This window comes from Lentibacillus kapialis (genome assembly GCF_014646635.1).
In the GTDB taxonomy this organism is placed as follows: Bacteria; Bacillota; Bacilli; order Bacillales; family Amphibacillaceae; genus Lentibacillus; species Lentibacillus kapialis.
On sequence record NZ_BMNQ01000043.1, the window covers coordinates 20,169 to 31,715 of the forward strand.

Annotated in this window: 13 protein-coding genes; 2 read left to right on the forward strand and 11 right to left on the reverse strand. The window is 43.2% G+C overall.

Annotation, left to right across the window (positions count from 1 at the left end; genetic code table 11):
* Positions 1-41 precede the first annotated feature (41 nt).
* The 4 genes from IEW67_RS12930 to IEW67_RS12945 form a co-directional block, all read right to left on the reverse strand.
* On the reverse strand, positions 42-1,796 hold the full coding sequence (locus IEW67_RS12930) for a putative ABC transporter permease subunit (RefSeq protein ID WP_188633494.1): 1,755 nt from the start codon (positions 1,794-1,796) through the stop codon (positions 42-44).
* The gene (locus IEW67_RS12935) at positions 1,793-2,578 is read right to left on the reverse strand and encodes an ABC transporter ATP-binding protein (protein WP_308430735.1); all 786 of its coding nucleotides are present in this window, start codon (positions 2,576-2,578) and stop codon (positions 1,793-1,795) included. Before IEW67_RS12935 ends, IEW67_RS12930 begins: the two co-directional genes overlap by 4 nt.
* A gap of 193 nt (positions 2,579-2,771) precedes the next feature.
* Complete coding sequence (locus tag IEW67_RS12940) at positions 2,772-2,924, reverse strand: small acid-soluble spore protein P (RefSeq protein ID WP_188633495.1); 153 nt, start codon at positions 2,922-2,924, stop codon at positions 2,772-2,774.
* A gap of 61 nt (positions 2,925-2,985) precedes the next feature.
* On the reverse strand, positions 2,986-3,621 hold the full coding sequence (locus IEW67_RS12945) for a YczE/YyaS/YitT family protein (RefSeq protein ID WP_229671842.1): 636 nt from the start codon (positions 3,619-3,621) through the stop codon (positions 2,986-2,988).
* Positions 3,622-3,905: 284 nt separating this feature from the next.
* Here IEW67_RS12945 and IEW67_RS12950 point away from each other — a divergent pair, with 284 nt between their 5' ends.
* A complete protein-coding gene (locus IEW67_RS12950) occupies positions 3,906-4,199 on the forward strand; it encodes a hypothetical protein (protein ID WP_188633497.1) in 294 nt (97 codons plus the stop codon).
* Between the two features lie 210 nt (positions 4,200-4,409).
* Here the strand turns inward: IEW67_RS12950 and IEW67_RS12955 are convergent, their stop codons facing one another.
* Entirely contained in the window at positions 4,410-5,312 is a 903-nt protein-coding gene (locus IEW67_RS12955) for a glycine betaine ABC transporter substrate-binding protein (protein ID WP_188633498.1), read from the reverse strand.
* Between the two features lie 17 nt (positions 5,313-5,329).
* The gene (cudC, locus tag IEW67_RS12960) at positions 5,330-5,887 is read right to left on the reverse strand and encodes a choline uptake/conversion transcriptional regulator CudC (RefSeq protein WP_188633499.1); all 558 of its coding nucleotides are present in this window, start codon (positions 5,885-5,887) and stop codon (positions 5,330-5,332) included.
* Between the two features lie 483 nt (positions 5,888-6,370).
* Between cudC and betB the strand changes: the two genes are divergently transcribed.
* Positions 6,371-7,840, forward strand: coding sequence for a betaine-aldehyde dehydrogenase (betB, locus tag IEW67_RS12965; protein ID WP_188633500.1), 1,470 nt, complete (start codon positions 6,371-6,373; stop codon positions 7,838-7,840).
* Between the two features lie 143 nt (positions 7,841-7,983).
* Here the strand turns inward: betB and IEW67_RS12970 are convergent, their stop codons facing one another.
* The 5 genes from IEW67_RS12970 to IEW67_RS12990 all read right to left on the reverse strand — a co-directional run bounded on the left by IEW67_RS12970 (position 7,984) and on the right by IEW67_RS12990 (position 11,336).
* Positions 7,984-8,538 (reverse strand): SLOG family protein, encoded by a 555-nt coding sequence (locus IEW67_RS12970; RefSeq protein ID WP_188633501.1) that lies wholly within the window; start codon positions 8,536-8,538, stop codon positions 7,984-7,986.
* Positions 8,539-8,561: 23 nt separating this feature from the next.
* Positions 8,562-9,161 carry a Dph6-related ATP pyrophosphatase gene (locus IEW67_RS12975; RefSeq protein WP_188633502.1) on the reverse strand — a complete coding sequence of 200 codons (600 nt, stop codon included), beginning with the start codon at positions 9,159-9,161 and terminating at the stop codon, positions 8,562-8,564.
* A gap of 56 nt (positions 9,162-9,217) precedes the next feature.
* Positions 9,218-9,649, reverse strand: coding sequence for a large-conductance mechanosensitive channel protein MscL (gene mscL / locus IEW67_RS12980; protein WP_188633503.1), 432 nt, complete (start codon positions 9,647-9,649; stop codon positions 9,218-9,220).
* 245 nt (positions 9,650-9,894) lie between these two features.
* Complete coding sequence (locus tag IEW67_RS12985; RefSeq protein ID WP_188633504.1) at positions 9,895-10,827, reverse strand: manganese-dependent inorganic pyrophosphatase; 933 nt, start codon at positions 10,825-10,827, stop codon at positions 9,895-9,897.
* A gap of 71 nt (positions 10,828-10,898) precedes the next feature.
* Positions 10,899-11,336, reverse strand: coding sequence for a hypothetical protein (locus tag IEW67_RS12990; RefSeq protein WP_229671843.1), 438 nt, complete (start codon positions 11,334-11,336; stop codon positions 10,899-10,901).
* Positions 11,337-11,547: the final 211 nt, after the last annotated feature.

Sequence of the window (11,547 nt, forward strand, 5' to 3'; positions counted from 1 at the left end):
CTCCGGAACATGTTTGAGGGAGGTAGAATTATACCTCCTTGTTAAAGACCGCCTGCTTTTTTGCCGAGTAACGGTTTTGACTTCGTATCGTGCACCATTTCAATTTCTATCCCCTGATCAATTTTACGCGCACTCATCATAGTGAAAAGATAAGCTACACTCAGTGAAAAGATCAGCGTCAATAAAATCCCTGCTATTATGACCATAATCGGATTAACTACCTTCCAGCTTAATACCGCATAAACAAAACTGGCTATCCAGCCAAAGAAACCGTCAACATTATGGCTGACCTCTTGTGCAAAATCTACCACCTCAATAGGTATCAGCAGCATAACAAACGGGATTAGAGCTAGAAACAGATACACATATGAAGCAATTATGAGAAGTAATGCCGTTCCGAACTTGAGCCGGTTTTGTGGATTAGCCGGGTTGTATTTGGCCCCGATTGAACCGAGCCACATTCCAATACTACTAATACCAACCGTAATCAGAGCCTTTATGAGAATACCGCTGATGAATTGCATCAGTGTCCAGCCGAAGAATAAACCGGCTACTATTTCAATAACTGTCAATATTACAAAAGGGATAAGCCAACTGATCCACAATTTACCAAAGGCAATATCCTTCCCGGATAAAGGTAACACGTTCAATATCCATAGCGACTTTGCTTCCCGAGCAATGGTCGAGCTGGCAATTTGTCCATTAAACATCGCATAGATAAACAATAGAATTGCCTGGGTGATCGGCCATGTTATTTCATTCGGACCGCGTAAATCGCTGATGCTCGCTCCGCCTGACATGGTCCCGAAAAATCCGAATACAAGGAAAAAGATTATCGGCATAAACACAAGCCACTCCCGCATATCACGTTTAATCGCAAACCACTCTTTTTTTCCGACAGCTAAAATTGGAGGGTTCAGCTTCGGCCCGGACTTCTTGATACCAGCTCTCTTTCGTTTTTTGCCTTTGCCCTCGCTCAATTTCACCCATCCTGTGCGAAAGCCCCGTTCAACCAGTGTTGATGTTAGGATGAAGAATATGGATGCGAGAGCCATGATCATGAGGAGCGGGACAAGAAAGTCAACCGATCCTGCTGCCGCACCAATAATGGCATCACTTGCCCACGTAACCGGCACCCATTCAGGAAATAACGGCAGTCCCGCCAATATCATTTCGGACATCGGACGATCGTTTACCAGATTGGGAATCATGAACAATAAATAAACAAGAATTCCGGATAACACACTCATTACAGTCATAAATTCATTTGCTTTAGAGGCTGGAACAATTTGCACCAAAAGCAGATTGAACACGTAGGCGATTGACAGACCAATGACAATCACGGATATCAGAACAAGCGTTGCAACCGGATAATATAGTACACTCGCTCCAATAAAAGCGCCGTAAACAAACAATGGAACACTATAAAGAACGAACACCAGTAATGGAACGCCAACAAAGCTTTGCAAATATTTGATCCAGAATATGTAACGTGTCGGAATCGGCATCGTAAACAACAAATAAAGATCTGTTGCCGCGTAGAGGTGCTTAAATACTTGCGGCAGTCCAAGCAGAATGATAAATCCTATAACCAATAAAAAGCCGTATGACATGATGCCTGCAAACACCGGTTCTGTAATGCCATCGGCAAATGCCCAAATTCCTGTTGATAGCCAATAAAGCAATACGGCGAATACTGCAAACATGACAATATAGCTGAAGTAGTTTTTGCCCGGCTGTGTTTTCATTGTATTGACGAATACCTTCCATTGATTCATTAAAAGTGTCTTCATCATTTGGCATCACCGTCATCGGAAATCTCACTGATAATGGCCTGTTGATCCTCCCCGCCGGTCAGTTCGAGGAAGATATCCTCCAGACTCTCACCTGCATGGTCCTCTCTTTTCAGTTCATTCATCGTTCCAAGCGCTATTATGTCACCTTCAAAAATAATCCCGACCCGGTCACACATCTGCTCGGCTATTTCGAGTATGTGTGTGGACAGAAATACTGTCATGCCACCATCGCAAAGCTCCCTAAGTAAATTTTTAAGGGTGCGCGCACTTTTTGGGTCCAGCCCGACAGTAGGTTCATCCATAAACAACACATCCGGATGTGACATGAGTGCACCACAAATTGCAATTTTTTGCTTCATCCCGTGTGAGTAGCTTTCAATTAGATCGTTTGCTTGATCCGTCAGGCTGAATACCTTCAGCAGTTCATTCGCCTTGGATTGAAATTGACTGTTGGGAATCCGAAAAACAGATGCTACAAATTCAAGATAATCCCACCCCGTCAACTTTGGATAAAGATTCGGCTGATCAGGCACGTAGGCAATTTTCTCCTTTGCTTTTAGAGGACTCTTCCAAATATCAATGCCATTGATTTGCGCTGAACCGCTTGTCGGCTCCAGCAGCCCGGTAAGCATCTTGATGGTTGTTGTTTTGCCTGCCCCATTCGGACCGAGAAATCCGAACAGCTCTCCTTTATTAACTTCAAGATTTAGATCTTTTACAGCTTCATGTTTTCTGTATGATTTTGCAAGATGACTCAGATTGATTGATGCATGTTCCATCATACTTCCCCCTTGTAAATCGAACCTCCGTCCATTATAGCAGAAAATTTCAGACGATTAGAAGATTTATTAGCAATCTACAGCGATTCCTGCACATTCTACAGCGATTTCTCATAAATCTACAACGAAAAGCTTAGCTTGTATCTTTTCACACAAAAATAGCACGCAATTTTTGGCGTGCTATTTTCGTCAGCGGCTACATATCATGGTCCGTCTTCTGCTTCTGCCTTGAATGGTTTCGCTGTTTCACTTTATGTGATCCCTGCATTGGCTCGCCGTATGGCTGCTTTGGACTTTTAGGCAGATTAGGCTTTTCCTGCTGTTTCGGTCCTTTAGGTTTTCCGCTCATTTTCATTTCCTCCTTGCTTTTTAGCATAGTTTTTAACGAGGAAACGAAATCTATACGTAGGTCAAGACACCATATTCTCTCTGTGCTTCCGGATTCCTGTTTTGATCATTTTCACATATGGTAAAAAGAAACTGATGATGAAACCACTGAATAATGCGTTGATTAAAGTTCCGATTCCGACTGCACCACCAAAACTGACTGCCAGAATAACAAGCACAACGCTGATCGCTGCCCGTGAATAAGAAACGTTCCAGCCGGTCAAATTTGATATAACGAGCATGGAGCGATCCATCGGGTTAGGCGCAATTTTCGACTGTAGGTAAAATGCCACACCAAGCGCCATCAATATCGTCCCCAGTAGCAATTCCGTCCATTCGCCATACCATGTCACGGGTGTTACAATGTCCCGAAGCAAAAATAGCCATGAGTCAATGCCAACACCGGTGACAAGCGAGGTAATCAAAGCAAAAAGTTCCGGTCTTTTTTTCTCGGCTATAGCATTTCCCAACACCATTGTCAAACCAACAATTATTTCGAAGCTGCCAACTGTTAGTCCAAACGTCCGGTGCAATCCTACCAGAAGCGCATCATACGGCGAAGCACCCATTGTTGATTGAATGGTCAATGCAATACCTAACGTCAGGATAATCAGACCGATCAGATAAAAATGAATACCTGCACGAATCAACCGCATCATACCACTTCCCTTCTGTTTCAACCTCAATTGGAAATCAGTGTTGCGTCTTTCCTATTATAAATGACCGAAAATTTTTATACCTATTTTTAAGTCTAACAAAAGTTACCTCGAGAATAAACGTTTTAACATAAATCGGTCATAACTGTGATTTACTAAGAAGCTTGGACAAACGTGGTTTCATGGCTCCTAGGAGCCCTCTATTGTGATACTTACCTCTTTATAGCCCATACGCATTAACCCTTACGTTAATATACTGCCATAAGGCTTGAAGGGAGGTCTTTTACATGAACAGATATCAAAAGTATTATTTGATTGGGATTGGCCTTTTAATGGCCGGTGGTTTAATTTTAGCTTTATTAGTGTACAATTCATCAAATGGGAACGAAAACAGTAACAATTGCCAGGAATTTTACCGGAGTGTTAATTCTCCCATCTATCCCAGTGACAATGCGTATCAAAATGTCAATGAAAACTTCAGTAAAGCCGGAGTATGGAGAAGCTATCCCGGGGATAAAGAAGACATCTCGGTTGGACTGGATGCCGACAAGGCGAATCGGCTGTATGAAATCCGAACTTAGAAAAACTCGGCATTCGCCTCGTCTTATAGCGAATGCCGAAGCGTTTCTTATAAGGTCACCCATAATTTATACTTTCTGACGTTACAAAAAAGGGAAGTCTTGCTTCTTAGCAACAGACTTCCCTTTTCATCTCGCGGACGTTTATCATCTGAATTGCGGACGTTAACGAGTTTACTTCATCTTGAATGTTTAGATGTTCACATTCAAAAACTATTCTGTGGTCCACTCATCCACTAAATCCTGATTTTCCTCAACCCATTTTTGGGCACCCTCAATTGGCTCTTCAGCATCATTGACATAAGTCATGAGTTGACCGACTGCATCATCATCCATCTTCCAGTTTTTCATCCACTTGCTGACTTTCGGAAAGTCATCTGCAAATCCCTGACGTGTTGCATGGTGGATTTTTTCAGTCTGTCCATAAACATTTTTTGGATCCTCCAGGAATTTCAAATCGTATTGGGAGAATACCCGGTGCGGACTCCATAGTGGTGAAACGACCGGCTCCTTATTCTCAATGGCATCGCCAATCGCAGTGATCATAGCCGGCTCAGAACTGGGAATCAGTTCATAATCAAGATTATACTCAGAAATTAAATCTTTTTTGGTCACTTCCATCGTACCTGCACCTGAATCAAACCCGGTAATCTCGCCATTAAATTTCTCCTTATTTGCTTTTAAATCGTCAATGCTGTTGATATCTTTCATGTATTTCGGGACAACAAGTCCCACTTTTGCGTTGTCATACCAGGTTGCCTCTGAAAAGAAAACGTCATCCTTATATTCCTCCAAGTAAGCTTTATCCTGGATAGGGAGCCACACTTCCAGATTGATATCCAAATCATCTGATGCCAATGACTGCATAATGACACCCATGTCGAGCATTTTCAAATTGACATCGTATCCTTTTTCCTCCAGAATCACTTTCCACATATTCGAAACAGCAATATTTTCCGCCCAATTAATCTGGGCCATATCAATTGTACCTTTGCTTTCAGATGAATCTTCACCTGAATCTCCGGAATTCTGTGCGCCGGAATTTGAACCGCATGCTGCTAATACAATGACCAGTGTTATTCCCGGAATAATCAGTTTACTTTTTATAAAACTCATAGATGTGTAATCCTCTCCTATTCATAATTCGGATATACTGGTAAAAATTCGTAAATCTCCTCTGACCGGATGCTTGCCACCAAACGTTCCAGCCATCGGTAGTACGTTTTGGACCGATTCAGTTGATGATAAATTTGTCGTGCTTCTTCGATTAATTCTTCCGAAACATGTTCATCTTCAAAGATTGCATCCAGCTCGAACTCAGCTTGCTTAACGGCTTCAAGATTCATTTTTGCTTCGCGATCCCACATCTGGCAGAAATATGACATAAATGTATGGAAAAAATTCTTTTCCGCCGCATACATATGTTTCCTGGAGCCGCGCTGGAATTTCTTTTTGACCATTTCTATTTCCTGCAGTTTACGAACGCTTGTGCTCATGCTCGGTTTACTCATGTCCAATTCTTTCCGCATTTCATCAAGATTCATCTGATCCTCGAAATACATAGTGGCATATAATTTTCCGGCAGAAGGTGTCACACCGTATACATCCATTGTTTCAGCAATGGCTTCAATAACGTATCCTTTTGCCTGTTCCAATTTCCCCTCCGCCATCTCATCCTTGGAACCAGCCATTCATGTCACCTCACTTTTAAAAATTTAATACATTAAATTTATTATTTACAATTTTAATCATAACGTATTAACGAAATATGTCAAATACCAGTTGAAAAAGTTCTATAAGTGCGTGTTCAAAAAGGAGGATAAAAAGGACCAAGAAGTTCGAGACGGCGCAGTTTCGAGCAGCGGAATGTATGCCTTTAGATACATGAGCACAAGTAATGCTACCCTGAATCCGCTTCGCACGCAGGAAAAGTGTTTTTCTTTTCCAAGGAGCGGAGAAACAAGCCAACGAAGAAATTCGAAGTGTCATTTTTACCGGACTTTTTGAACAACCTCTATAAAGATCATGGTAGCTGTTGCTTATCAACAGTTTGGACCTTAAAAATTCACTGATACGTTCTTTTTTTGACAAACAAGACGTAACGTGATAAAGTTAGTTTTGTTCAAATTGTTAAATATATTCTTAATAAAGTAAATTATAAAGGAGGCCAACCGATGAACATCAAAAAGCAATTTATTGGTGGCTCATGGGTGACATCCCACGCTGGTGCTACGCGTGACATCATTAACCCTTATAATCAGGAATTGGTTGCAAAAGTCACGGAGAGTGATGAATCCGATGCAAAAGCTGCTATCATGGCCGCACGCAAGGCTTTTGATCAAGGCAATTGGTCGACGATTCCTGCTATTGAGCGCAGCAAAATGGTTCATGACATTGCCGATTTGATCACACGTGACCGTGAAGAATTGGCTGAGCTCGAATCGCTTGATACCGGCAAAACAGTCGAGGAAAGCCGTGGTGATATGGATGATATCGCAGGGGTTTTCCGTTATTTTGCGGAGATGGCTGACAAAGACGGCGGCGCGATCATCGAATCGCCTATCCCGCATTCAACGAGCAGGGTGGTCTGTGAACCTGTCGGGGTCTGCGGTCAGATCACACCGTGGAACTACCCGCTCTTGCAGGCGTCATGGAAATTGGCACCGGCACTGGCAGCGGGCAACACACTTGTCATGAAGCCAAGTGAAATAACGCCGCTCACGTCGATTAAAGTATTCGAATTAATGGAAGAAGCCGGCATCCCGGCGGGGGTTATTAATCTGGTGCTCGGCCCCGGTGATAGCGTTGGCGCGGAACTTTCAGCCAGTGACGATGTGGATCTGATTTCATTCACAGGCGGCATTGAAACAGGCAAGCGGATTATGCAGGCAGCAAGTTCTAATGTGAAAAACCTGGCATTGGAACTCGGTGGCAAAAATCCGAATGTTGTCTTTGCGGATGCCGATTTTGAAACAGCGGTAGATCAAGCTATGAACGCAGTCTTTTTCCATGCCGGTCAAATCTGTTCAGCGGGAACCCGCCTCATTATAGAGGAAACCATTCACGACGATTTCGTCAATGCGCTTGTCGACCGGGTGCAGAACATCAAGCTCGGCAATGGCTTTGACGAAGCAACCCAAATGGGACCGCTTATCTCAGCAGACCATTTGAATAAAGTGATCAACTATGTCGAAAACGGCAAAAAAGAAGGGGCAACGGTTGCGGTCGGCGGTGGACGTCCCGACGATCCGGAACTGCAGCATGGCTTTTTCTACCTGCCGACTGTTTTGACCGGTTGCACGACTGACATGGGTGTTGTGCAGGATGAAGGTTTTGGTCCGGTTATCACGGTGGAAACATTCGCGACTGAAGACGAAGCAATCCGCCTTGCGAACGATTCGATTTACGGGCTTTCAGGAGGCGTCTTTACACATGATATTGCCAAGGCCGAGCGCTGTGTAGCGAAAATGCGGATGGGCACGGTCTGGATAAACGACGTGAACCTGTACTTCCCGCAAGCACCATGGGGCGGCTATAAACAGTCCGGCATCGGCCGTGAACTCGGTAAAACCGGGCTGGAAGAATATCAAGAAACCAAGCATATTTTCCAAAACCTGAAACCCGAACCCGTTAAGTGGTTTTAGGAGAGGCTTTTAAATGCACTAAGGATGACCTTATAAAAACCTCGGCACTCGCTAAAGGACGACGCGAAGGCCGAGGTTTTCTAATGCCGTGAATTGAATGCGTGAACACCATGTCCACTTCAGCATACAGCCACTTATTATTATCATTCCCAGTAATCCGGATCCGTCATACGCAGTTGTTCTGCCATATCCTCGAGGTCTGAAGGCGTGATTAAATAAATCGGATAATGGGTGACAGCCTGTTTTGCTTCGTCATAAAAATAGCGGTTGCTGCCGGGATACTCGTCATCCAATAGCAGCAAACAGCCGTCGCTTTTATCAATCAGCCACTTATTGTTGACTTGATACTGATATGGACCGGCGTAAGCACCTTTATAAAGGGGGCGGAAAAAGTCTGCAGCCATTGTAAGCCGCTGATAAATCTGTTGAATTGGCTCCGGCCAGCGTTCTTCCTGATTCTCGAATGGCGGGATGATAGCGAGTTTCACGTCATCCTGCCCCCTCATTTCCAGCACAACTTCGCCGACCCAAAGCTCAACACCCATTTTGCCGGAGATGATCACCCATTCAAGTCCTTCCTCTATAAAACCGATCAATCGTTTTTCAATTGCCGCCTTAAGCACATTGATTCGCTTATCATCATGCTTGAAAATATTAATCTCCATTGGTTTGTAGCCAGTGACCGCCAACACTTTCATATGCTCGCCCCTTCCTCTGCCTATCAAGGTTTGCCGAAAATCGGACCGTTGTGCACATATGTATGATATTCGCCTGATTCACCCATTGGGCAAACGTCCTTATACATCGAAATATCGTTCACAAATGCTTCATCAACGCGTCGGCCAGCCCAGCTCTCCGGAAGCTTTTCAGAATCTACCTTGATCACTTCCGCCTCAAAACCAACTGCTGTAAAATCCCGTAGCAAACGAACAACTTCATTTTGATCCGACCATAATGGATAAACAGCCTCAACGCCTGCTTCCCGGGCGACCTCTTCGCCCCACTTGCGATGACCTTCGAGATAAATATCTCCGAACGCCATCCCATCTATGCCATAACGCTGTTTCATCTCATTTATGTGAAAAACAAAATCAGTTTTATATGTATTAAAATCAGTTTTGATAAAATAAACCGGAATTCCCAGCCGTTGAGCCTGATACATAATCCGTTCACGATCCTCATCATGTGCCACCGTTTCCTGACTCTCTTTCCAGACCGTCGTCAGCAGGCATGCTACCTGTGTGCCCTGCTTTTGCAAATAATAGAGTGCCAAACAGCTGTCTTTCCCGCCGCTGAATGACAGAGCCACTTTCTCAGCCATTCGATCCACTCCTCCCTTAAAATTATATTACGTGATCGTTAAGCGTTTTTCAAAAACTAGTTATCCTTGTTTTTTCTGGTCCTTACATGAACTACCATTTTCTTCTTCGCTTCCTGCTGCTCACCGTTTTTCAAAAGATCACGGATTTCAGTGAGCAATTTTTCGTTTCTATCAGGTTTGGATTCTTTTTTTGATTCGTTCTCGTTTCTGAATCTTCCAATCAACTGAACCAAAATAAAAATCGATATCGAAACAACCGCAAAATCAAATACAGATTGCAGAAATTCCCCATAAAGCACATCTGCGTTTTTAACAGTATACTTTAAATTGGTGAAATCCACACCGCTTACCAAAACACCTGCAAGCGGCATCATCATATTCTCAACAAGCGACGTGACAATCTTTCCGAACGCAGTACCTATGATGACTGCAACAGCAAGATCCAGCACATTTCCTTTCAGTGCGAAAGCTTTAAAGTCCGACCACATGATCTCCATCCTTTAATCAGGGTTTGTACCATTCTTATGATGATCAGATAAAGAATAATACTGCTTCATTCCACGAAAAGGAAATCAACATATAGTAAACCGCCCTTCAGACACCAATCATTATCACACCGGGCCCGAGCATCGGCTACGAAATAGAGTCGATGCCTTGAAAGTTTTCACAGTAGATGAAGAAATCCTCCATATTGAAAAACCCCTGCAGCCGTAGCAGGGATTTTTCAAACATGTTATGTTGTGAATTCCTCCGTCAGGTTTGTTACAATCTGTTTCTTGCGGGAGACGACACCTTTCAAAAGCGCCCGGTTATTTTCATCAAGAGTTACATCAAATGCCTTTTCAACATGCCCCTTCGCAGATCCCATTGCCAGAACATCTGAATCGTTTTCCAAAATATCCGTTGCCACGAACAGGAACAATTCCAGCCCGTTGTCACTAATTTTTTGTTCCATTTCTTTTTCAATGGCTGTCTGCGCTTTGTAGATCTGGCTCGTGTCCACTGCATTCACCTGAGCGATTTGCACTTTTGCCTCGCCCATTTTAAATTCCTTGGCATCCATTGTCACCAGGTCAAGCGCTGATTTATCGTTTAAGTCAGCCCCGGATTTCAACATATCGAGACCATATTTGTCCAAATCTACACCAGCAATCTCCGCCAATTCATGAGCTGCCTCCGTATCCGCGGTGGTGCATGTCGGTGATTTCAACAATAATGTATCGGAAATGATTGCAGACAGCAGCAGTCCGGCATTTTCTTTGGAAAGAATAACACCGTTCTCTTTGTGCATCTTATTTAAAATCGTCGCTGTGCATCCGACAGGCTCAGCACGGAAATAGAGAGGTTCTTTTGTTTCAAAATTTGACACTTTGTGATGATCAATCACCTCAGCAATGCGCACATCACCAATATTATCGACACTTTGCTGGAATTCATTGTGATCAACTAAAATGACACTATCGACACTCTCATCCACTTTTTCAATATACGCCGGTGCTTCCACACCAAAATAGTCGAGGACAAATTGTGTTTCCTTACTTACCTCTCCCAGACGAGCAGGCTGTGCTTCAAAGCCAAGCGTGTTTTTTAGATCGGCATATACAAGTGCTGATGCTATCGTATCGGTATCAGGACTTTTGTGTCCAAAAATCAATGTTTTGCCCATAATCCATTACTCCTTTAGTCAATTAACGTTATCTCATGTATAGATTATCATAAAAATATGTCAAATGAACACTAATTTGTTGTTTCCAGTGTATTTGTGGCATTCCAAATAACATCATATGCATTGTAATCATTCAGTGCGATATCTAGATCATGAAACATCCGATGCAGCATGCGGACATTTTCCTTATTTTCAGTATTTACAACGGCTTTTGCCAATTCCCGTATACGCTCCAGGTCTTTTGTCAGGGCTTTATCATTCACGTTCCTCATCTTTTCATCCAGCGTTGACCGAATAGTGTTGGCTTTTTTTGTCTGCTTCTTCCAATCGAGGGACGACATGCCGCCATAACCGGTTGTTTCATTGTAAAAATCGTGCGTTTCCGAGACAAACCGGCCGATACTTTTGTTTTCCTTCCCAACGGTATCCCGAACTTCCTCTACCTTTTCAACGGTCTCATCCGATAGTTCGTCCGACGCTGTTGCCTGATCATCACTATCACTAAACAATGAAATGGCACCCAAATGAAATATATTAGAAAAGATCAGTGCTGAACCAATCAGTGTGACAGCAATAACAGTGATAAGTGTCCAGCTGTAACCGTCAAGTGAAAATGAACACTTTTCGCTAATTAATTTTGAACACTTTTTTCCTCAAAAATGGAAGAACGATGCTTCATTCGATAGCTTTCATCCTCTCTAAAATGAATGATTTCTGCTC

Excerpts from the sequence above, each read along its gene's own strand:
- IEW67_RS12930 (WP_188633494.1), bottom strand. The coding sequence starts at position 1,796 with ATGATGAAGACACTTTTAATGAATCAATGGAAGGTATTCGTCAATACA.
- IEW67_RS12935 (WP_308430735.1), bottom strand. The coding sequence starts at position 2,578 with ATGATGGAACATGCATCAATCAATCTGAGTCATCTTGCAAAATCATAC.
- IEW67_RS12940 (WP_188633495.1), bottom strand. The coding sequence starts at position 2,924 with ATGAGCGGAAAACCTAAAGGACCGAAACAGCAGGAAAAGCCTAATCTG.
- IEW67_RS12945 (WP_229671842.1), bottom strand. The coding sequence starts at position 3,621 with ATGATGCGGTTGATTCGTGCAGGTATTCATTTTTATCTGATCGGTCTG.
- IEW67_RS12950 (WP_188633497.1), top strand. The coding sequence starts at position 3,906 with ATGAACAGATATCAAAAGTATTATTTGATTGGGATTGGCCTTTTAATG.
- IEW67_RS12955 (WP_188633498.1), bottom strand. The coding sequence starts at position 5,312 with ATGAGTTTTATAAAAAGTAAACTGATTATTCCGGGAATAACACTGGTC.
- cudC (WP_188633499.1), bottom strand. The coding sequence starts at position 5,887 with ATGGCTGGTTCCAAGGATGAGATGGCGGAGGGGAAATTGGAACAGGCA.
- betB (WP_188633500.1), top strand. The coding sequence starts at position 6,371 with ATGAACATCAAAAAGCAATTTATTGGTGGCTCATGGGTGACATCCCAC.
- IEW67_RS12970 (WP_188633501.1), bottom strand. The coding sequence starts at position 8,538 with ATGAAAGTGTTGGCGGTCACTGGCTACAAACCAATGGAGATTAATATT.
- IEW67_RS12975 (WP_188633502.1), bottom strand. The coding sequence starts at position 9,161 with ATGGCTGAGAAAGTGGCTCTGTCATTCAGCGGCGGGAAAGACAGCTGT.
- mscL (WP_188633503.1), bottom strand. The coding sequence starts at position 9,649 with ATGTGGTCGGACTTTAAAGCTTTCGCACTGAAAGGAAATGTGCTGGAT.
- IEW67_RS12985 (WP_188633504.1), bottom strand. The coding sequence starts at position 10,827 with ATGGGCAAAACATTGATTTTTGGACACAAAAGTCCTGATACCGATACG.